The sequence below is a fragment of the Salinispora vitiensis genome (genome assembly GCF_000378825.1).
In the GTDB taxonomy this organism is placed as follows: domain Bacteria; phylum Actinomycetota; class Actinomycetes; order Mycobacteriales; family Micromonosporaceae; genus Micromonospora; species Micromonospora vitiensis.
This window is the reverse complement of sequence record NZ_KB900388.1, coordinates 3,909,644-3,930,018: the sequence shown is the minus strand read 5'-3', so window position 1 is coordinate 3,930,018 and position 20,375 is coordinate 3,909,644. Positions and strand designations below refer to the sequence as shown.

General features: G+C 71.5%; 21 protein-coding genes and 1 pseudogene. 8 read left to right on the top strand and 14 right to left on the bottom strand.

Annotated features, from left to right (window positions below; all coding sequences use genetic code 11):
* Window positions 1-8 precede the first annotated feature (8 nt).
* The 5 genes and pseudogenes from SALPAC2_RS0118605 to SALPAC2_RS0118590 form a co-directional block, all read right to left on the bottom strand.
* On the bottom strand, window positions 9-1,085 hold the full coding sequence (locus tag SALPAC2_RS0118605; protein WP_018218146.1) for an NAD-dependent epimerase/dehydratase family protein: 1,077 nt from the start codon (window positions 1,083-1,085) through the stop codon (window positions 9-11).
* A 119-nt stretch (window positions 1,086-1,204) separates the two neighbouring features.
* Entirely contained in the window at window positions 1,205-1,306 is a 102-nt protein-coding gene (locus SALPAC2_RS26375; protein WP_007465623.1) for a 30S ribosomal protein bS22, read from the bottom strand.
* Between the two features lie 202 nt (window positions 1,307-1,508).
* Complete coding sequence (locus SALPAC2_RS0118595; protein ID WP_018218145.1) at window positions 1,509-1,718, bottom strand: helix-turn-helix domain-containing protein; 210 nt, start codon at window positions 1,716-1,718, stop codon at window positions 1,509-1,511.
* 164 nt (window positions 1,719-1,882) lie between these two features.
* Window positions 1,883-2,062 (bottom strand): annotated as a pseudogene (locus SALPAC2_RS26370) (ABC transporter ATP-binding protein); the annotation flags it as partial.
* 14 nt (window positions 2,063-2,076) lie between these two features.
* Window positions 2,077-2,994 carry a proline dehydrogenase family protein gene (locus SALPAC2_RS0118590; protein WP_026184884.1) on the bottom strand — a complete coding sequence of 306 codons (918 nt, stop codon included), beginning with the start codon at window positions 2,992-2,994 and terminating at the stop codon, window positions 2,077-2,079.
* Between the two features lie 99 nt (window positions 2,995-3,093).
* On the opposite strand from SALPAC2_RS0118590, the gene SALPAC2_RS0118585 reads away from it, so the two are divergent.
* Entirely contained in the window at window positions 3,094-3,681 is a 588-nt protein-coding gene (locus SALPAC2_RS0118585) for a CGNR zinc finger domain-containing protein (protein ID WP_026184883.1), read from the top strand.
* 32 nt (window positions 3,682-3,713) lie between these two features.
* On the opposite strand, the gene SALPAC2_RS0118580 is transcribed toward SALPAC2_RS0118585, so the two are convergent.
* Window positions 3,714-4,562: a sugar phosphate isomerase/epimerase family protein gene (locus tag SALPAC2_RS0118580; RefSeq protein ID WP_026184882.1), complete on the bottom strand. Its 849-nt coding sequence runs from the start codon at window positions 4,560-4,562 to the stop codon at window positions 3,714-3,716.
* 75 nt (window positions 4,563-4,637) lie between these two features.
* Window positions 4,638-5,582: a Ppx/GppA phosphatase family protein gene (locus tag SALPAC2_RS0118575; RefSeq protein ID WP_018218141.1), complete on the bottom strand. Its 945-nt coding sequence runs from the start codon at window positions 5,580-5,582 to the stop codon at window positions 4,638-4,640.
* A gap of 73 nt (window positions 5,583-5,655) precedes the next feature.
* Between SALPAC2_RS0118575 and SALPAC2_RS0118570 the strand changes: the two genes are divergently transcribed.
* Window positions 5,656-6,453: a hypothetical protein gene (locus SALPAC2_RS0118570; RefSeq protein WP_018218140.1), complete on the top strand. Its 798-nt coding sequence runs from the start codon at window positions 5,656-5,658 to the stop codon at window positions 6,451-6,453.
* Between the two features lie 103 nt (window positions 6,454-6,556).
* On the opposite strand, the gene SALPAC2_RS0118565 is transcribed toward SALPAC2_RS0118570, so the two are convergent.
* From SALPAC2_RS0118565 to SALPAC2_RS0118555, 3 genes are all read right to left on the bottom strand, one after another.
* On the bottom strand, window positions 6,557-7,240 hold the full coding sequence (locus SALPAC2_RS0118565) for a response regulator transcription factor (RefSeq protein WP_018218139.1): 684 nt from the start codon (window positions 7,238-7,240) through the stop codon (window positions 6,557-6,559).
* Between the two features lie 20 nt (window positions 7,241-7,260).
* A complete protein-coding gene (locus tag SALPAC2_RS0118560; protein ID WP_026184881.1) occupies window positions 7,261-8,544 on the bottom strand; it encodes a sensor histidine kinase in 1,284 nt (427 codons plus the stop codon).
* A 147-nt stretch (window positions 8,545-8,691) separates the two neighbouring features.
* Window positions 8,692-9,459 carry a phosphoglyceromutase gene (locus SALPAC2_RS0118555; protein ID WP_026184880.1) on the bottom strand — a complete coding sequence of 256 codons (768 nt, stop codon included), beginning with the start codon at window positions 9,457-9,459 and terminating at the stop codon, window positions 8,692-8,694.
* Between the two features lie 186 nt (window positions 9,460-9,645).
* Between SALPAC2_RS0118555 and SALPAC2_RS0118550 the strand changes: the two genes are divergently transcribed.
* On the top strand, window positions 9,646-10,908 hold the full coding sequence (locus SALPAC2_RS0118550; RefSeq protein WP_018218136.1) for an MDR family MFS transporter: 1,263 nt from the start codon (window positions 9,646-9,648) through the stop codon (window positions 10,906-10,908).
* Between the two features lie 387 nt (window positions 10,909-11,295).
* Here SALPAC2_RS0118550 and SALPAC2_RS0118545 read toward each other — a convergent pair whose 3' ends face one another.
* The 3 genes from SALPAC2_RS0118545 to mshA form a co-directional block, all read right to left on the bottom strand.
* Window positions 11,296-11,994 carry a hypothetical protein gene (locus SALPAC2_RS0118545; RefSeq protein ID WP_026184879.1) on the bottom strand — a complete coding sequence of 233 codons (699 nt, stop codon included), beginning with the start codon at window positions 11,992-11,994 and terminating at the stop codon, window positions 11,296-11,298.
* A gap of 80 nt (window positions 11,995-12,074) precedes the next feature.
* A complete protein-coding gene (locus tag SALPAC2_RS0118540) occupies window positions 12,075-12,680 on the bottom strand; it encodes a type III secretion system chaperone family protein (protein WP_018218134.1) in 606 nt (201 codons plus the stop codon).
* Window positions 12,681-12,759: 79 nt separating this feature from the next.
* Window positions 12,760-14,106, bottom strand: a complete 1,347-nt coding sequence (mshA, locus tag SALPAC2_RS0118535; RefSeq protein WP_018218133.1) for a D-inositol-3-phosphate glycosyltransferase — start codon at window positions 14,104-14,106, stop codon at window positions 12,760-12,762.
* A 167-nt stretch (window positions 14,107-14,273) separates the two neighbouring features.
* Here mshA and SALPAC2_RS0118530 point away from each other — a divergent pair, with 167 nt between their 5' ends.
* Both SALPAC2_RS0118530 and SALPAC2_RS0118525 read left to right on the top strand, forming a co-directional pair.
* Entirely contained in the window at window positions 14,274-15,038 is a 765-nt protein-coding gene (locus SALPAC2_RS0118530; protein WP_018218132.1) for an SDR family NAD(P)-dependent oxidoreductase, read from the top strand.
* A 5-nt stretch (window positions 15,039-15,043) separates the two neighbouring features.
* Window positions 15,044-15,841, top strand: coding sequence for a methyltransferase domain-containing protein (locus SALPAC2_RS0118525; RefSeq protein ID WP_018218131.1), 798 nt, complete (start codon window positions 15,044-15,046; stop codon window positions 15,839-15,841).
* A gap of 81 nt (window positions 15,842-15,922) precedes the next feature.
* On the opposite strand, the gene SALPAC2_RS0118520 is transcribed toward SALPAC2_RS0118525, so the two are convergent.
* A complete protein-coding gene (locus SALPAC2_RS0118520; protein ID WP_026184877.1) occupies window positions 15,923-17,020 on the bottom strand; it encodes a UDP-N-acetylmuramate dehydrogenase in 1,098 nt (365 codons plus the stop codon).
* A 64-nt stretch (window positions 17,021-17,084) separates the two neighbouring features.
* On the opposite strand from SALPAC2_RS0118520, the gene SALPAC2_RS0118515 reads away from it, so the two are divergent.
* The 3 genes from SALPAC2_RS0118515 to SALPAC2_RS0118505 all read left to right on the top strand — a co-directional run bounded on the left by SALPAC2_RS0118515 (window position 17,085) and on the right by SALPAC2_RS0118505 (window position 20,370).
* Window positions 17,085-17,846 carry a maleylpyruvate isomerase family mycothiol-dependent enzyme gene (locus tag SALPAC2_RS0118515; protein ID WP_026184876.1) on the top strand — a complete coding sequence of 254 codons (762 nt, stop codon included), beginning with the start codon at window positions 17,085-17,087 and terminating at the stop codon, window positions 17,844-17,846.
* A 72-nt stretch (window positions 17,847-17,918) separates the two neighbouring features.
* Entirely contained in the window at window positions 17,919-19,319 is a 1,401-nt protein-coding gene (locus SALPAC2_RS0118510; protein ID WP_018218128.1) for a GH1 family beta-glucosidase, read from the top strand.
* Window positions 19,320-19,362: 43 nt separating this feature from the next.
* Window positions 19,363-20,370 carry a LacI family DNA-binding transcriptional regulator gene (locus SALPAC2_RS0118505; RefSeq protein ID WP_018218127.1) on the top strand — a complete coding sequence of 336 codons (1,008 nt, stop codon included), beginning with the start codon at window positions 19,363-19,365 and terminating at the stop codon, window positions 20,368-20,370.
* Window positions 20,371-20,375 lie beyond the last annotated feature (5 nt).

The window sequence follows — 20,375 nt, the reverse complement described above, 5'->3', positions numbered from 1 at the left end:
CCCGCCGGTCAAGACCGCTCCCCAGCGGCAGCGGAGCGGACCTGCCGGACCCCGTCGAGCACCAGCTGCTCGGCGGCGGCGAGGCGTTCCCGGGTCACCACGATCCCGTTCCGGTGGGCGCGGATGAAGTCGTCGAAGGCGGCGGCGGTCGAGCGTGGGGTGAAGCCGTACTCCCGCTGGAGCCGGCTGGTGTCCACGACCCGACCGTGCACGAAGAGGTCGACCTGGTCCAACCCGTAGCGGCCGAAGCCGAGCGTACGGGCCAGCGCGGCCGCCCCGGACAGACCGGGCTCCAGCACCGGCACCCCGACCCGGCCGGCCCGTCGAATGGCCTGGGAGAGCGCCAGCACCCCGGAGCCGGCGACGTTGTAGGTGCCCGGATGGTCCCGCACGACCGAGCGGTGCAGCACCTCCAGCGCGTCCTCGAAGTGCAGGAACTGCAGCCGCGGGTCGCGGCCGAACACGGTGGGCACCAGCGGTTGGGCGAAGTAGCGGGTGAGTGTGGTGTCGGCGGTCGAGCCGATGAACGGCGCGAACCGCAGCACGGTGGCGGTGACGTCGGGGCGGCGGCGGCGAAAACCTCGCACGTACCCCTCGATGTCCAGGATGTCCCGGCCGAAGCCACCGCGCGGCACCTCCCGCGGCTCGGTCTCCTCGGTGAAGACCGCCGGGTCACGGAAGGACGCGCCGTAGGCGGCGGTCGAGGAACGGACGACGAGCTTGCGCAACCGGGGCGCGTGCTGCGCGGCGGCCAGCAGCTGCATCGTACCGATGATGTTCTGCTCCTTCATGGCCGCGCGGCCCCCGTGCTGTGGATCGGGAGCGCTGACCAGGGCCAGGTGCACGACGGCGTCAACGTCGAGGTCGGCGAGGAGACCACCGATCGAGCCCGCGTCCACCCGGACCCGCTCGACCCCGCTGAGCAGGTCGGTGAACTCCCCACCCGCAGCGGGTGGATCGACTCCGATCACCCGCCCGACCCGCGGGTCGGCGGCGAGCCGCGCGGCGACGTGCGCGCCGAGGTAGCGGCTGACCCCGGTCACGACAACGACCCCCGGGGCGCCGGAGGGGCCACCGGGGGTCATGCCGCACACCGTCCCCGGCAGGCGGGATCGAGCCGGAACATCCGCGGCTTGATCACCCGAGCCTCCGAGGGTCGACAGCTGGCAAGTGATAACGGTGCCGGGACCAGCCCGGCACCGACTCACTTGCCGAGACGGCGACGCTGGACGCGGGTCTTGCGCAGCAGCTTGCGGTGCTTCTTCTTAGCCATGCGCTTGCGGCGCTTCTTGACCACCGAGCCCATACGACAGCCTTTCGATGCAATGTGCGGGGCGGACCGGATGACACCGGCGTCCGCTTGCGGACAACGGACCGGACCTGCGGGACGGGCGGCGGAGCGCATCTGTGGTCACGGTCGGGTCCAGGGTAGCCGGGAAGCATCAGCAGGACCAACGCGGCCCCTCGATGCCGGTCAGCATGGCCGCTTCCCACCCGCGAACACCGACTCAGGCGGTTTCCTGGAAGGCGCCACGCAGGTACTCGTGCACCGCGTGCTCGGGGACGCGGAATGACCGGCCGACCCGTACCGCGGCGAGCTCGCCGCCGTGTACCAGGCGGTAGACCGTCATCTTCGACACCCGCATGACCGTCGCCACCTCGGCGACGGTGAGAAACCTGACCCCCGAGAGCTGACCGTCGGACCGCAACCCGGCCATGGCTCACCGACCCAATCCCATGCCCGGCGCGTGCAATCCCGACGGGGCTTCCGCCGGACCGGCGACGCGCGTGTTATCAGTACGGTAACGGGGCCGATGTGACCAGCGCGATCCCTTCGGACAAACCGTGCTGATTCACACCAGCGGAGTCCTGGCGGCCCACCTCAGCTGCCGAGCGGCGCCGCTCGGTCCCCACGGAGCCCGGTGGCGCCGGTGGCGCCACCGGTGCCACCGGACGAGCGCCCCGGGCCGCTTCCGGACGCGGACCGGGGCTCCGTGCTGGGAGCGGGCACCAGTGTGTCAGGGCGCTCGCCGGGGCCCGACACCGGTAGATCATGACCCCCCGCCGCGGGCCTGGCTATCGGCCCATCAGGGCGCGGGCGAGAAACCCCAGATTGGCGGGGCGCTCGGCCAGGCGACGCATGAGATAGCCGAACCACTCCTCGCCGTACGGCACGTACGTGCGCACGGTGTATCCGTCGCCGATCAGGCGGGCCTGTTCGGCGGAGCGGATGCCGTAGAGCATCTGGAACTCGAACTGGCCCGGCCCCCGGTCGAACCAGCGGGCCCGGTCCTCGCCGATCGCGATCAGGCGGGGGTCGTGCGTGGCGAGCATCGGGTAGCCGGCCCCGGCCAGCAGAATGTTCAGGCAGCGTACGTAGGACCGGTCCACGTCCCGGGCGGACTGGTAGGCAACCGACTCGGGCTCCCGGTACGCGCCCTTGCAGAGCCGAACCCGGGAACCGGCGCCGGCCAGCTGCCGGCAGTCGGACTCGGTCCGGCGCAGGTACGCCTGGAGCACTGCCCCAGTGGACGGATAGTCCGCGCGCAGCTGGTCGAGGATGTCCAGGGTGGAATCGGTGGTGGTGTGGTCCTCCATGTCGAGGGTGACCGTGGTGCCCCCGGCCTCGGCCGCCGCGCAGATCGCCCGGGCGTTGTCGTAGGCGAGCTGCTCGTCGAAGGTCTGCCCGAGCGCGGAGAGCTTGACACTCACCTCCGCGGCGGGGGTGAGCCCGTTGGCGGCGAGCACCGCCAGCAGGTCCAGGTACTCGTCGCGAACGGCGCTGGCCTGCTCGGGCGTGACCGTGTCCTCACCGAGGTTGTCGAGGGTGACCGTGAGCCCGTCGGCGACGAGGGCGCGGGTGACCCGCAACGCGTCCTCGGGCCGGGGGCCGGCGACGAACCGGTGCACCACGTCGCGGGTGAAAGGGGATGTCGCAACGAGCCGCTCGCACCGCGATGATCGGGCCGCAGCGAGAATTACGGTACGCAGCATGGATCGAAGAGTAACGCTGTTAGCGGCAAAACGGTGGTGCCGTCACATCGCGCTACATCGACACGCCGCATGCCCGGGAAGTCGTCTACGGTGGGTGACGTGAACTTCGACGCGTACGCCCGGACCGGAGTCGATTTGATCAATATCCGGCTGGACGACCTCGACGCCCTCCGTTCGCTCTTCCCCGACGACATCTCGTGGATGCGGGACGCGGTGTCGGAGCGAGATCTCACCATTTTTCGACGGGCACAGAAGCGACTTCGCGACGTCTTCGAATACGGCACCTCCGGACGGGACATCCACGCGGTCGCCGAGCTGAACGCCCTGCTGGAGGCGTACCCGGTGCAGCCGCGCATCTCCGGGCATGACTCCAGTAACTGGCACATGCACGTCACCAGCCGCGGCGCCTCGGTGAGTGCGGAGTACCTGGCCGGTGCGGTCTGGGGGTTGTCGGTGTGGCTCTGTGAGTACGGCAGCGCCCGCTTCGGGGTCTGTGCGGACGAGCGGTGCGGCAACGTCTACCTGGACACCTCGTCGAACTGCTGCCGGCGGTTCTGTTCGGAGCGCTGCGCCACCCGCTCCCACGTCGCGGCGCACCGGGCCCGCAAGCGGGCCGCGATCCGCGACCGGGTCACGGTGGCGGCGCAGTCCACCGCACCGGCCGACGACCTGACCGCGATCAGCTGAGCGTCGGCCTTCCGCCGGGGACGCTCCGCCGGCTAGTCATCGGCTTCCCGGTCGCCCGGCCGTGTCGGTTCCGACCCGGTGTGGGTTGCGGCCGGGAAGTCGAGGTGCTGACGGGCGAAGGCCAATGCCGCCCGTAGGTCCGCCTCCCGGACCGCGCGGCTCTTCGCCCGCCGGGTTGCCACCTCCACCGCCACCGAGCCGGTGAAACCTCGGCCGGCGAGCGAGCGCAGTAGCTCGGCGCAGGGCTGGGTCCCGCGCCCGGGGACGAGATGCTCGTCGCGCCCCTCGCCGGTGCCATCACCCAGGTGAACGTGGGCCAGGCCGGCGCCCATCCGGTCGGCCAGCTCCAGCGCGTCGGTGTGGGATGCGGCGCAGTGCGACAGGTCAAGGGTGTAGGTGGGGAATCCCGTCCCGGTCGGGTCCCACCCGGGGGCGTACGGAACGAACTGCCGCCCCGCCATCCGCACCGGATACATGTTCTCGACCGGAAAGCTGATGCCACTGAACCGCCCGGTGACCTCGGCTAGGCCCTCGGCAAAGTTGCGGGCGTAGTCCCGCTGCCAGGTGAACGGGGGGTGCACCACCACGGTCGGCGCGCCCAGCGCCTCGGCCAGCTCACCGGAACGGCGCAACCGCTCCCACGGGTCGGCGCTCCACACCCGCTGGGTAACCAACAGGCACGGGGCGTGCACGGCGAGCACCGGCACGCCGTAGTGCTTGGCGAGTCCGGCGAGCGCGTCTGCGTCCTGGCTGACGGCATCGGTCCAGACCATCACCTCGACGCCGTCGTAGCCGAGTGTCGCGGCCAGCTGAAAAGCCGCCGCGGTCCGCTCGGGGAAGACCGACGAGGTAGACAGGAGAACCGGAACTCGGGAGGGCACGGTATCGAGGGTAGCGGGCACCGATAGGGATCTTCAGGACGAACCCTGGCAAATACCGCGGATGCCGAGAAAGTGTCACAGCGGTGCGAGCTGATCCAGGCGGCGCAGGATCACCCCCTCCCGCAACGCCCACGGGCAGATCTCCAGGGTGCTGATGTCCAGCCGGCGCATCGCCGCCTCAGCGACCACCGCACCGGCCAACAGCTGATGCGCCCGGCCGGCGCTGACCCCACCCAGCTCGACCAGCTGCGCCGGGGGAATGTGCCGGATGAACCCGAGCACCTGCCGTAGCCCGGACCGGGTGAGCCGACGGCGGGCCCAGACGCCCGCCCCGGAGGGAGCCGCCCCCGCGAGGCGGGCCAGGGTCCGGAAGGTCTTCGAGGTGGCGACCGGGCGCTCCCAGCCCACCTTGTTCAGCTCCCCGGCCACCGCGTCGAGCTGCCCGTCCACGTACGCCCGCAGCCGCTCCACCTGCTCGGCCCCGGGTGGGGTGGTGCTGCCCGCGGCGACCTGGAGCTGGCGGCGGGTGAGCCGGCCAGCGCCCAGCGGCAACGACACCGCCGCATCCGGATCCTCGTCGATGCCCGCCGCGATCTCCAGCGAGCCCCCGCCGATGTCGAGCACCAGCAGCCGTCCGGCCGACCAGCCGAACCAGCGGCGCACCGCGAGGAAGGTCATCCGGGCCTCGTCGGCGCCGGTGAGGACCTCCAGCCGAACCCCGGTCTCCGCCTGGACCCGGGCCAACACCGCCACCGAGTTGGTGGCGTCCCGAACCGCGGAGGTGGCGAACGCGATCAGATCGTCGGTGCCCAGCCCCAACGCGGACTCCTTCGCGGACGCGACCGCCCGCACCAAGGAATCCGCACCGGCGGTGGTGAGCGCGCCGTCCGGGCCGATCTGCTCGGCCAGGCGTAGCACCGCCTTCTCGGAGTGCGCCGGCCAGGGATGTGCGCCCCGGTGCGCGTCCACCACCAGCAGGTGCACCGTGTTGGATCCAACATCAAGGACGCCCAGCCGCATGAGGCAAACCCTAGAGGCAACACCCGGCCGCGGCGCGCCGGGCCAGCCATCCGCTGACGCGTACGCTGGTCAGGTGAGAGGGCAGATCGAGCTCCGTACCCGGCCGAACGATCCACGCGGCCGGGAGGTCCCGCTGGACTTCCCCCGGGAGTGGATCGAATTCGGCGACCCGGCCGACGACACCCACCTGATCCGGGCCGACCTGACCTGGCTGCTGTCCCGGTGGACCTGCGTCTACGGGCGTGGCTGTCACGGCATCAGCGCCGACCGCCCGGCCGACGGCTGCTGCTCACACGGCGCGTTCTTCACCGACTCCGACGACGAACAGCGGGTCCGATCGGCGGTCAAGCGGCTGACCCCGGAGACCTGGCAGCACCACCGGCGGGGCTTCCAGAACTGGACCGAGACCGACACCGTTGACGAGAAGACCCCCGGTCGACGGACGGCCACCCGGCCCGACGGCCCCTGCGTCTTCCTCAACGACGCCGACTTTCCCGGCGGGACGGGCTGCGCCCTGCACGCCCAGGCGCTCCGCGACGGCGCCCACCCGCTGGAGTACAAGCCGGATGTCTGCTGGCAGCTGCCGGTCCGCCGCGAGCAGGAGTGGGTCCAGCGCCCGGACGGCACCAAAGTGCTGCTCTCCACCCTCGGGGAGTTCGACCGTCGCGGCTGGGGCGCCGGCGGGCACGACCTGGACTGGTGGTGCACCTCGTCCCGGGACGCGCACGTGGCGACCGAACCGATGTACGTCTCGTACGCCCCCGAGCTGACCGCCCTGATCGGTGCGCCCGCGTACACCGAGCTGGCCGCGTTGTGTGCCGCCCGCGCCCGCCGCGGGCTGGTCGCCCCGCATCCGGCCGACCCGGACTAACCACGCACCACGACCACGCGCGGGAGGGGGGCGCGCCCGTTCAACGCGAGGCCCGGCCGCGCCCGGGCCGTTCAGCGCCGCCGGGCGCCGCGGGGGTGTCCGGTCACGGCTCGAACTTGTAGCCCAAGCCCCGCACGGTGACGATGTAGCGGGGAGCGGACGGCTCCGGCTCGACCTTGGAACGCAGCCGTTTGACGTGCACGTCGAGGGTCTTCGTGTCGCCGACGTAGTCGGCCCCCCAGACCCGATCGATCAGCTGGCCCCGGGTGAGCACCCGACCGGCGTTGCGCAGCAGCAGCTCCAGCAGCTCGAACTCCTTCAACGGCAGTTGCACCGGGGCGCCGCCAACGGTGACCACGTGCCGCTCGATGTCCATCCGCACCGGGCCCGCCGCCAACGTCGCCGCGCCGGTCTCCACCGTCTCGCCGCTCTTGCGGCGCAGCACCGCGCGGATCCGGGCGACGAGTTCCCGCGGCGAGTACGGCTTCGTCACGTAGTCGTCGGCGCCGATCTCCAGCCCGACCACCTTGTCGATCTCGCTGTCCCGGGCGGTGACCATGATGATCGGCACGTGCGACCGCTGCCGGAGCTGCCGACACACCTCCGTGCCGGACATCTCGGGCAGCATCAAGTCGAGCAGCACGATGTCGGCACCGGTCCGGTCGAACTCGGTGAGGGCGGAGGTGCCGGTCGCGGCAACCGAAACCTCGAAGCCCTCCTTACGGAGCATGTACGACAGGGCATCGGAGAACGACTCCTCGTCCTCGACCACCAGAACGCGGCTCAACGGAGGTTTCCTTTCAACTGTCACGGCTGCTGGGACCCGGCCGGTTCGGCCTCGATCTCAGCCGAGGGCGGTATCACCAAAAGATCGTCCGGGGGGCGGGCGGGGAGCCGGAGGGTGAACGTCGAGCCCTCGTCGGGAGTGCTCGCGACCTCCACCCGCCCGCCGTGGTTACTGGCGATGTGCTTGACGATGGCGAGCCCGAGACCGGTGCCACCGGTCGCCCGGGATCGGGCCTGGTCGGCCCGGTAGAAGCGCTCGAAGATCCGGTCCACGTCGCTGGGGCCGATCCCGATGCCCTGGTCGGTGACGGAGATCGTGACGTGTTCGTCGTCGCACCGGGCGGTGATCCGGACAGCGGTGTCCTCACCCGAGTAGTTGATGGCGTTCTCGACCAGGTTCGACACGGCGGTGGCCAGCTGAGTGTCACTGCCGTACGCCGTCAGTCCCCGCTCGCCGTCCACCACCACGTCGATCCGGCGGGCGCTGGCAGCGGTCCGGGTTCGATCCACCACCTCACCGACCACCCAGTCCACGGCGACCGGTTCCGGCGCGGGCTGCGGGTCTGCGCCCTGGAGCCGGGTCAGCTCCAGCAACTCCTGCACCAACCGTCCCAGCCGGGTCGACTCGTGCCGGATCCGCTCGGCGAACCGGCGAGTGGCGACCAGATCCTCGGAGAGGTCCGGCCCCTCCTCGTCGACCGGCTCGGTCGCGTCCAGCAACGCCTCGGCGAGGAGTTGGAGCGCCCCGATCGGGGTCTTGAGCTCGTGACTCACATTGGCCACGAAGTCTCGCCGGACCCGGGCCAGCCGGTGCGACTCGGTCACGTCAACGGCTTCCACGGCGACGTGGCCGCCGCCGAGGCCGACCGCCCGCAGGTGCACGCCGAGCGGGTTCTCCGCGGCGACGCCGTCGTTCCCCCGGGGCAGGTCCAGCTGGATCTCTCGCCGTACGCCGGTCCGCCGCACCTGCCCCGCGAGGGTCCGGATCAACGGATGGGCGACGACCGCGCCCGGCGCGCCACCAGCACGGAGCAGGCCCATCGCCCGGGCTGCCGGATTGACCAGGACGGGCCCGTCGTCGTCGGCGAGCACCACGACACCGACCCGGAGGGAGTCGATCGCCCGACGACCGAGGCCGGACGGTGAGCCGTCGGTGATCACGGGCCTCCCACCGGGTCGAGGAGAGCCGGATTGGTGACTCCCGAACCCGGTCGATCCACCTCGGCGCGCCAGGACGAGCCGGGTCAGCAGCGCACCGACCACCAGTCCCGCAGCCACCGCCACGACCACCACTACCCACTCCACCGGGCGATCCTAGGTCCTGGTTAATCCAGCACCCGAACAGACCAGGACGAAACATCCTCGCTTCCGCGGGTATTCACCGCTCCGTCCGGCCCCGTTCACCAGGGCGTTCCCTCCGGGCCCCGGTGCCGCTGGCTCACTCGGGCCGCGTCAGCGACCCTGGTTCGCCACCGCCGCAGCAGCCTCCTGCGCCGCCGACGGGTCCAGGTAGGTGCCGCCGAGCGTCATCGGACGCAGCTGCGGGTCGAGGTCGTACCGCAGCGGGATCCCGGTCGGGATGTTCAGCTTCGCGATGGCCTCGTCGCTGACCTGGTCCAGATGCTTGACCAACGCGCGCAGCGAGTTGCCGTGCGCCGCCACCAACACGGTCCGGCCGGCCAGGATGTCCGGCACGATCGAGTCGTACCAGTACGGCAGCATCCGCTCGACGACGTCCTTCAGGCACTCCGTCCGCGGCATCAGCTCGGTCGGCAACAGCCGGTAGCGCGGGTCACCGACCTGCGACCACTCGTCCCCGTCCGCGATCGGCGGGGGCGGCGTGTCGTAGGAGCGGCGCCAGCGCATGAACTGCTCCTCGCCGTACTCCTCGAGGGTCTGCTTCTTGTTCTTGCCCTGGAGCGCGCCGTAGTGGCGCTCGTTGAGCCGCCACGACCGACGCACCGCAATCCAGTGCCGGTCCGCGGTGTTCAGCGCCAGCTCCGCGGTGCGGATCGCCCGGCGCAACAGGCTGGTGTGCACCACGTCCGGCGACAGGTTGTGCTCCCGCAGCAGCTCGCCGCCACGACGCGCCTCGGCCTCTCCCTTGGCGGTCAGGTCCACGTCGACCCAGCCGGTGAAGAGGTTCTTGGCGTTCCAGTCGCTCTCGCCGTGTCGCAGCAGAACCAGCGTCCCGATGGTGGGCCCTTCACTTGCAGTCATGTCGGCCATCCTCCCCCACCGGCCTACCCGTTGCGCGGGAAGGGGTGCTGACCAGCACCGGAAAACCGGATGGCGGAGGGCCGCGGCGGGCCACCCCGTCCCCCCGCTCGGCTCCGCCCCAGCACTAGTTTGTAAGGCGTTGCGCGGACACTGATCATTACGGAAGCGGGGCGTTGGGTGCGAACGATGCGAGGTTGGTTAATCGAGACGGCCGGTGGCCTCCCCCGCTCCTTCTGGTACCTCTGGACCGGCACCCTGATCAACCGGCTCGGCTCGTTCATCCTGATCTTCCTCGCCATCTACCTCACCCAGGAGCGGGGCTTCTCCGCCGCCCAGGCCGGCCTGGTCCTGGGGCTGTGGGGGGTCGGCGGCGCGGTGGGCACCACCGTCGGTGGCATGCTCGCAGACCGGTGGGGCCGCCGGCCCACCCTGCTCACCGCACACCTCGGCGCGGCGAGCATGATGCTCGCCCTCGGCTTCGCCCGGGGCATCTGGGCCATCGCACTCGGCGCCCTCCTGCTCGGGCTCTTCGCCGAGGCCGCCCGGCCCGCCTTCGGCGCCATGATGATCGACGTGGTGCCGGCGAAGGACCGGCTGCGTGCCTTCAGCCTGAACTACTGGGCACTCAATCTCGGCTTCGCCTGCGCCGCGATCCTCGCGGGGTTCGCGACCGGGGCCGGCTACCTGCTGCTCTTCGTGGTTGACGCGGTCACCACCCTGATCATGACGCTGGTCATCTTTCTCAAGGTGGGCGAGACCCGCCAACCGCTGGTCGCCACCGGCGGGCCGAAGGCCCCGGCCGGGGCGCTGCGCGTCATCCTGACCGACCGGATCTACCTCGGGTTCGTGGCGTTGAACCTCTTCGCCGCGATAGTCATGCTCCAGCACATCTCGATGCTGCCGATCGCGATGGCCGACTCGGGACTGAGCCCCGCCACCTACGGCTCGGTGATCGCACTCAACGGGGTGCTGATCGTGGTGGGCCAGCTCTTCGTACCACGGTTGATCAAGGGCCGTAGCCGGTCCCACGTGTTGGCACTGTCGGCGGTGGTACTCGGGGCCGGATTCGGGCTGACCGCGTTCGCCGAGACCGCCTGGTTCTACGGGCTGACCGTCCTGATCTGGACCGTCGGCGAGATGCTCAACTCGCCGTCCAACGCCACCCTGATCGCCGAGCTCTCCCCGAGTGAGCTACGCGGCCGCTACCAGGGGGTCTTCTCGCTCTCCTGGCAGATCGCCGGCGCCGCGGCACCGGTACTCGGCGGGCTCGTCCGGGAGGGGGCCGGCAACGCCACGCTCTGGCTGGGCTGCGCCCTGCTCGGCGGACTGGTGGCGGCGGCACACCTGATCTCCGGGCCGGCCCGGGAGCGCCGGGCCGCCGCGCTGCGGGCAGTCGACCAACCGCCGCCAACGCCGGCCGGGCAGCGGCAGACGACCGAGGTGGGGTGAGCTCTCCCAGCCGGAAGCCACGGCCACCGGAATACGCGAACGCCCATCGCGAGCTCCTCACGATGGGCGTTTCGCTACGTACGACCGGCGGCGGCGGGCGACACTCACCCCCGTAAGCGGCGCCCGCTCACGCCGCCGGTCAACAGGTGGACACCGTCCCCCAACGGTGTTGTTCCACCCGTCCCCGCGCCACACTCGATGCTCGGATCTGATTGATCCTCCGCTCCCCCGAACGGAACCGAGCGTCGCACGGTGCAATAAAGTTAGTTCGCCCGGAATGCGGATACAAATCGACCGGCTGTCTCACCGGTCACAAACCGGCTACCCGCGGTCCGGCCCGCCCTCCGGCCACCAGCGGTCTACCCGCCGGCAACTCCGGCAAACAGCTCATCCGTCCTCCCGATCGGGTGATTCGGTACGGAAAAAGTTGCTCATTCTGCCGTCCCGCAGCCGCTCCTGATAGATCAAGTTCAGCTTCCGCAGGTCAAAGGTCCGGAACCACTCCTTCCATGTGATTTCGCGCACCCGCGAACTCTCCCGATACCCCGGCATGTTGAACGTCAGCACCCCGGCCCGGCCATCCCGCTCAGTGCCCCGGATCGTCGCCGGCTTCGCGTTGCGCTCCCGCGCCCACCGCCGGATCACATCGTGGTTGGTGGTGACCAGGCTCCGGCCCGGACGCTCCGGGCGGTCGGTCAGGGTGGCGATGACCTGCGAGGACCGCACCGACCGCGAGGTACGGGGCCCGGTACGCACCGCGGCGCCCCCCGCCGACCTTCCGCCCGACGTGGATCGCCCACCGGACGTCGACCGCCCGCCGGACGTCGCCCCACGGCCCGGCCCCTTCGTCCCGCCCGATCGGCGCTCCGCCCGCAAGGTCTTCACCAGCGTCCGCACCAGCTCCGGCTTACGTAGCGCGGAGGTGCCGGAAACGCCGTGCCGGCGCAACTGCCCCCGAATCTCGTCCACCCGCATCCGGGAGATCGCGGCTTCGGACACCTCCGGCGTGTTCGGGGTCTGGTTTCCTGGCCGGCGTCCGGTCCGGGTCGCCGTACCACCGCGGCCTGCGCTGCTTCGCTGAGCCATGGAACGCTCCTCCGCCAGTCCGTCCTCGGCGCGCGGCCGGTCCCAATACCGCACCGCACCGCACACCGGGCGCGTACCCGTCAGGACAGCGTCGAATCCCCGCGGGCAGCGGTCGGGTTCGCGGCAGCGGACGTCCCGGCCGCGGTCGGGTTCGCGGCAGCGGACGTCCCGTCAGCCGGCTCGGACCCGCCGTCAGCCGGCTCGACCAGGTGGGCGAAGGCCGCGAGGTTGGCGGTCGACTCGCCCCGCCTGACCCGCCACTCCCACTCCCGTCGGATCGAACTGCCGAAGCCGATCTCCAGCATCGTGTCGAAGGACTCGTCGGCGTACGTGAGCACCGACCCGAAGAGCCGATCCAACTCATCGGCGTCCACGCCCGCCGAATTCACCCGGCCGGTCAGGTAGACGTCACCGACCGCGTCGATGGAGAACGACACCCCGTACATCCGGGCGTTGCGCTGCAGCAACCACGCCCACAGCTCCTCGCGGCGCTCGTCGGGCTGGCGCATCACGAACGCCTCGACCCGCAGCGCGTACTCGCCGATGATCAGGTTGCAGATCGTCCGCAGCTTGTGGGTGCCCGGCAGGGTCACCGCGTACGAGTTCGGGCCGGTGGCCTCCCAGGCCAGGTCCCGCTCCGCGCAGACCGACTCGATCAACGCCCCGAGCTCGCTTCTCCCGTTCACCGCCCCACTCTACGACCGCTCCCGCCCCGCCGCGGCCCACGCCGGTCCGGCCTCCGTCGCTGACGGCCGTTGCTGGTTCTCACCGGGAACAGGTGGCGAAGTCCGACGATCGGGTTTGGTACTCAGCGACGGCCCCGCCGTAGACCTCCAGCAGGTCGCGCACCGTCCGATCCCAGGAGAAGCTGCGGGCGTGGCGTTGCGCGCCGTGGGCCAGGGTCGCGCGCCGCCCAGCGTCCGGCAGTAGGCGACCCAGGGAACGGGCCCACGCGACCGGGTCATGGCCCTCCACCAGGACCCCGCTGACGTCGTCGCGTACCGCGGTGATCAAACCGCCGACGGCGGCCGCCACCACCGGCGTGCCACAGGCCTGCGCCTCCAACGCGACCAGCCCGAAGCTCTCGTTGTAGGACGGGACCGCCACCAGGTCGGCCGCCCGGTACAGGGCAGGCAGGTCGTCGCCGGTCTGCGGCGGCAGAAACCGAACCCGATCGGCGATCCCCAACTCGACGGCCAGTTCGATCAGGCGGGTCGGCCGCTCAAGCCCGCTGCCGCTGGGGCCACCGCAGACCACCACCGTCATGTCGTCGGCCAGCGCCGGGTCCCGCTGGCGCAACGCCGCCGCCGCGCGGATCAGCACGTCGGGTGCCTTGAGCGGCTGGATCCGGCCGACAAATGCCACCACGTACCCACGCTCGGGCAGACCCAGCCGACGCCGGGCGAGGACCTGCGCCCGGACCCGATCGCCGGTTGGGGGGCAGAACCGGTCCAGATCCACCCCGGGCTCGACCACCTCGACCCGGGTCGGGTCGGCGTCGTACCGCTCGATCAGGTCACCGGCCTCGGTCTTGGTGTTGGCGACCAGCCGATCGGCCTCGCACACCACCTGCTCCTCACCGATCACCCGGGCCTTGGGTTCCGGCCGGTCCCCGGCGGCGAGCTGCGCGTTCTTGACCTTGGCAAGGGTGTGCGCGGTGTGCACCAGCGGAACCCCCCAACGGTCCTTGGCCAGCCAGCCGACCTGCCCGGAGAGCCAGTAGTGCGAGTGGATGAGGTCGTAGTGCCCCGCGTCCCGGGCGGCCTCGGCCCGCAGCACCCCCGCGGTGAACGCGCAGAGCTGGCCGGGCAGCTCCTCCTTGGTCAGCCCACCCAACGGTCCGGCGGTGATGTGCCGGACGTGCACGCCCGGCACCATCTCGACCACCGGCGGCAGGTCGGCGGCGGTCGCCCGGGTGAAGATCTCGACCTCCACGTTGGCCTCGGCCAACCGCCGGGCGACTTCCAGGATGTAGACGTTCATCCCGCCCGCGTCACCCGTGCCGGGCTGGTGCAGCGGCGACGTGTGCACGGAGAGGGTCGCGATCCGGCGGGGCCGGGGCCACGGACGGGCACCTCGCTGACGACCGACACCGGTGTGCTGTTCCGCCACGTCCGCTCCTTCTGTCACGGTTGCCGTCCCGCACGACCGGCGCTTCTCGGTCAACCTCCACGCCGAGTGTCATCTTCCCGATCGGGGTTCGGTAATTCCTCCCGGCCATCCCCGGGCGTGACGGACCTCATCGCCCCCGCGCTCAGGCTCGGGGTCAGAATGGGCGGATGAATTCCGTCGCCGTCGTCACCGGAGCATCCAGCGGGATCGGGGCGGCCACCGTCCGCCGACTCGCCGCCGAGGGGTTCCACGTGCTGGCCGCCGCCCGGCGTACCGACCGCCTCGCCGACCTGGTCCGGAAGGTCGAAGCCGACGGGGGCTCAGCCACCGCGGTCGGCTGCGATGTGACCTCGGACGAGTCGGTGGCCCGCCTCGCCGCCGCAGCGGCGGCCGCCCCCGGTCCGGTCACCCTGCTGGTCAACAACGCCGGGGGAGCACGCGGCCTGGATCCGGTGGAGACCGGCGCGGTCGGTGACTGGCAGTGGATGTACGACGTGAACGTCCTGGGCACGCTGCGGGTCACCCAGGCGCTCCTGCCGGCGCTGGTCTCCTCCGGAGCCGGCACGATCGTCGTCGTGTCGTCAACCGCCGGCTTCACCGTGTACGAGGGTGGGGGCGGCTACGCCGCCGCCAAGCACGCGCAGACCGCGGTCGCGGGCACCCTGCGGCTGGAGCTGTGCGGCCGGCCGGTTCGGGTCGTCGAGATCGATCCCGGGATGGTACGGACCGAAGAGTTCTCGCTGGTCCGTTTCGGCGGGGACGCCGACCGGGCGGACGCCGTCTACGCCGGGGTGTCCGAGCCGCTGGTCGCCGACGACGTGGCCGACTGTGTCGCCTGGTGCGCGACCCGCCCGCAGCACGTGAACGTGGACCGGCTGGTGGTCCGGCCGTTGGCGCAGGCCGCGCAGCACAAGGTCCACCGGGCCGGCTGAGCCGGGTGGTGGCGGTGCCGGCAGGACGCCCGCTCGGCGTCGTAACCCGCGGGACGACGAACCCCAACCGGCTACGCCGGGTGGACAACTGGATCGCCACCACCTGCGGGGACGTGCTCCGTACGGCAACGGATCCGCTCGTGGTGGACCTGGGCTACGGCGCCACCGGGGTGACCGCCGTTGAGCTGCGCTCCCGATTGGCCCACGCGGTCCGCCCCGACGTACGCGTGGTCGGGCTGGAGATCGACCCGGTCCGCGTCGCCGCCGCCCAACCGGTCGCCGACCCACCCCGGCTCACCTTCGCCCGGGGCGGCTTCGAGCTGGCCGGTCTCCGCCCCGCCCTGGTCCGCGCCTTCAACGTGTTACGCCAGTACGACGAGGGTGCGGTGGCGGACGCCTGGGCGACCATGACCGGCGCGCTCGCCCCGGGCGGACTGCTGGTCGAGGGGACCTGCGACGAGTTGGGGCGGCTCGGCGGATGGGTGCTCCTCGACGAGGGCGGCCCCCGCACCCTGACCCTGGGTGCCCGACTGGCCACCCTGGAGAGCCCGGCCCGGCTCGCCGAACGGCTTCCCAAAGCGCTGATCCACCGCAACGTCGCGGGGGAACCGATCCATGCCCTGCTCCAGGCCCTGGAGAACGCTTGGCGGGCAGCCGCTCCCTACGCCCCCTTCGGTCCCCGCCACCGCTGGCTGCGTACGGTGACCGCCGTTCGGGACGGGGGCTGGCCGCTGGCGTACCAACCCCGCTGCTGGCGCCAGGGCTTGGTCACCGTCGACTGGGCGGCGGTGGCGCCCCGCTGACCCGACGACTGGGCGGGGATGGCGCCGGGCGGGCCGTCGCTGGGCGGCGGCACTCCCCCGCCGGCCCGCTGCCCGGTCGGGTCAGAGGGCGCAGTTGATCAGGACTGGTTCAGGGTGCAGGGTCACGTCGAAGCGGGCCTGCACCCCATGGCGAATCTCGCGGGCCAGACGCACCAGGTCCTCGGTCCGGGCGGTGCCGGAGCGGTGGGTCAACGCCAGCGTGTGCTTGGTGGAGATGGTGACGACGCCTTCCGGGCCCGGATGGCCCTTGCCGAAGCCGGCCTTGTCGATCAACCAGGCGGCACTGACCTTCACCGTGCCGTCGGCACCGGGCCAGGACGGTGGCTCACCGAGCTCGCCGGCCCGGTCCCGCAGCCGCTCGTAGTCGGCCTGGTCCAGTACCGGATTGGTGAAGAACGAGCCCACCGACCAGGTGTCCGGATCGTTCGGGTCGAGCACCATGCCCTTGCCCCCGCGCAGCCGCAGCACGGCGGCGCGGGCCTTCGCCAGTGGCACCTGGTCACCGACCGCCACGTCGAGCGCCCGAGCGAGCTCGGCGTAGCGAACCGGGCCGGACAGCGGCGACCGGGCGAGACGGAAGTCGACCGACAGCACCACCCACCGGTCGCTGTACTTGAAGATGCTGGACCGGTAGCTGAACCCGCAGTCGCGGGCCTCGATCCGACCGGTGGTGCCGGCCTCCCGGTCGTACACCTGCACCCCGGTGATGGTCTCGGCGACATCCTGCCCGTACGCGCCGACGTTCTGGATCGGCGTGGCGCCGGTGGAGCCGGGTATCCCGGACAGGCACTCCAGGCCGGACCACCCGTTGGCCACGGTGTGGGCGACCAGGTCGTCCCAGGGCTCGCCGGCCTCGACCCGCACGGTGACGCTGTCCGGGTCGGACTCCACGACTTGCAGCCCCCGGGACCGGACCAACACCACTGTCCCCGGGAAGCCCGCGTCGCCGATCACCACGTTGCTGCCCCCGGCGAGGACCAGGATCTGCTCGCCGCGCTCCCCGGCCTCCCGCACCCCGCGGACGAGCTCATCCGCGTTGGTGGCGGTGACCACGCGGGTCGCCCAGCCGCCGAGGCGCAGTGTCGTGTATCGCGACAGTTGACACTCTGCGTCGCGTTGGGCGCCGGATGTCGACTGGAGAACCTCTGCCACGCCCATCACCCTAAGCTGAGGGGTAGCCGCGGCACCCACTGGTGGCCCGGTCACCCCCGGGAGGATGGCGATGAACAGAACGCATGGCACGAAGGACTTCTGGATCGGGGCGCTGCGGGCGGAAGGGCCGGCCTTCGCCGCGGCGATCGCCGAAGCGCCCACCGATGCTCCGGTGCTCTCCTGTCCCAGCTGGACGGTGACCGACCTGACCCGGCACCTGGCAGGTGTCTACCGCTGGGTGTGCGGGACCGTTTCCGCCAATTCGGTCACCCCGCCGGACCTCCGCTCCGAGCCGGTGGAGCCGAATCCGGGCGAGACGGACCTCCAGCTGTGGCAGCAGGCGTACGACGAGCTGCTGGTGCGTTTCGACGCGCTGGACCCGGAGGCGCCGGCGTGGAACTGGGCACCGCAGCCGAAGAAGGCCGGCTTCTGGCCTCGCCGGATCGCGCACGAGACGGCGCTGCACCGCTGGGATGCCCAGCTCGCCATCGGTGCGGGTGACCCGATCGAGACGAAGCTCGCCGCCGACGGGGTGAGCGAGGTGCTCGACACCTGCCTGCCGGCCGGACGGCGTCCGGATCATGGGCAGTGGCACGGGGTCGTACACCTGTCGGCCTCCGACGCCGGACAGGAGTGGTTCCTGCGGTTGCGCGGCGAAGGGGTCGCCCTGCTGGATACCGCCACGATCTTCGATGATCATGATCACCACGCCCGGGTCCAGGTCGTCGGCACCGCCAGCGACCTGTTGCTCGCGCTTTGGGGCCGGGTCAGTTTCGACACTTTGGCGGTGACGGGCGAGCGCGCGCTCCTGGCGGGCCTCCGGACCGGTTGAGGCCGGGGAGAGCGCTCTCTTGACATTCGGTGACGCCCCGGGAGACGCTGCGCGAACGGAGGGAGCTGTCCTATGAGCGCGCTTCACTTTCCGGCGAACTTCCGCTGGGGCACGGCCACTGCGGCGTACCAGATCGAGGGTGCGGCCCACGAAGACGGCCGGGGGCCGTCAATCTGGGACACCTTCAGCCGTACGCCGGGCAAGGTCTACCAGGGCCACACCGGTGATGTCGCCTGCGACCACTACCACCGGTACGCCGACGACGTGGAGCTGATGGCCGGGCTGGGGATCCAGACGTACCGGTTCTCGGTGTCCTGGCCCCGGGTCCAGCCAGACGGCACCGGCCCGGTCAACCCGCGCGGGCTGGACTTCTACGACCGCCTAGTGGATGCCCTGCTGGCCCGGGGGATCGACCCGATGGTCACGCTCTACCACTGGGACCTGCCGCAGACCCTGCAGGACGGGGGCGGCTGGGCAGCCCGGGCGACCGCGGAGCACTTCGCCGGGTACGCCGCCGCCGTCCACGGTCGGCTCGGTGACCGGGTGCACTCCTGGACCACCCTCAACGAGCCGTGGTGCTCGGCCTACCTGGGCTACGGCAACGGGGTGCACGCCCCGGGCATCGCGGACCCGGGCGCCGCCTTCACCGCCGTGCACCACCTGCTGCTCGGGCACGGCCTGGCGGCCCGGGCACTGCACGCGGCCGGGGCGGCGACCGTCGGGATCACGCTCAACCCGGCCGACGTCCGCCCCGCCGACCCGGACAGCGCCGCCGACGCCGCCGCGGTACGCCTGGTCGATGGGCTCCACAATCGGATCTTCCTGGATCCGCTGTTCCGGGCCGCGTACCCGGAGGATGTGCTGGAACACGTCGCCCAAATCGTGCCGCCGACGTTCCTCCGGGACGGCGACGAGAAAGTGATCGCCACCCCGATCGACCTGCTCGGCGTCAACTACTACGCGCCCCTCTACGTCGCTGGTAAACCCGAGGGCGCCGGCGGCGGCGGGGCGTTCCCCGGCACCGACGGGGCGGTGGAGTTCCTGCCGCCCGCCGGACCGCTGACCGACATGGGTTGGATGATCGAGCCGGCCGGGCTCACCCGGCTGCTGGAACGCCTCGCCACCGACTACCCGGGCGTACCGCTGATGATCACCGAGAACGGGGCGGCCTTCCCGGACCAGGCCACGGCTTCGGGCGGCCCGGGGCGGCCGGCGACGGAGGGGGACAGCGGGGTGTTCGACACCGACCGGATCGCCTACCTCGACGGGCACCTCCGCGCCGCGCACGAGGCCATCGCCCGTGGGGTGGACCTACGCGGCTATCTCGTATGGTCGTTGCTGGACAACTTCGAGTGGGCCGAGGGCTATCGGAAACGGTTCGGGATCGTCCACGTCGACTACCGGACCCAGCGACGTACCCCGAAGGCGAGTGCCCGCTGGTACCAGCAGGTGATCTCCCGGAACGGACTCTGAGCCGGAGGGCGATCCGGGGAACGGACTCTGAGCGGGGAGGACGATGACGACGGCGCAACGGCCGACGCTCGAGGCGGTGGCGCGCCGCGCCGGTGTCTCCCGAGCCACCGTCTCCCGGGTGGTGAACGGCTCCACCACAGTGGGCGAGCCGATCCGCGCGGCCGTCCGTCGAGCCGTCAGCGAGCTGGGGTACGTGCCGAACCTGGCCGCGCGCAGCCTGGTCACCCAACGAACGGACTCGGTGGCGCTGGTCATGCCGGAGGCGGCCGCCCGGGTCTTCTCCGACGACCAGTACTTCCCCGGCATCATCCGCGGCGCCGCCCAGGAGCTGGAGGCGGCTGACAAACAGTTGGTGCTGATGCTGGCCGGTTCGCCGGCCGGGCACGAGCGGGTGGAGCGGTACACCACCGGCCGGCACGTGGACGGGGTGCTGTTCGCCTCGCTGCACGGCGCCGACCCGCTCCCCGGCCGGCTGGCCCGGCTCGGCATTCCGGTGGTGTGCAGCGGCCGGCCGCTCGGCGGCACCCCGGTCCCCTACGTCGACGTGGACCACATCGGCGGGGTGCACCGGGCCGTCCAACACCTGATCGACAGCGGCCGGCGGCGCATCGCCACCATCGCCGGTCCACAGGACATGGTGGGCGGGATCGAGCGGCTGACCGGCTACCGGGCCGCGATCACCCCGGCCGGGCTGCCGGAGTGGGTGGCGTACGGCGACTTCACCCGCGAGTCGGGGGTGGCCGCGACCTGGCAGCTCCTCGCCGCGCACCCCGACCTGGACGCGATCTTCGCCGCCTCCGACCTGATGGCACACGCCGCCCTGCGGACGCTACGCGCGACGGGGCGACGGGTGCCCGACGATGTCGCGGTGATCGGCTTCGACGACATCGAGACCGCCGCGTACACCGACCCGCCCCTGAGCACCGTCCGCCAGCCGATCCAGGAAATCGGCCGGCGAATGACCCGCCAGCTGCTGCGCCTCGCGGCCGGTGAGTCGATCGAACCGGCGCTGGTGCTCCCCACCGAGCTGATCCTCCGCGACTCTGGTTGAGCCCG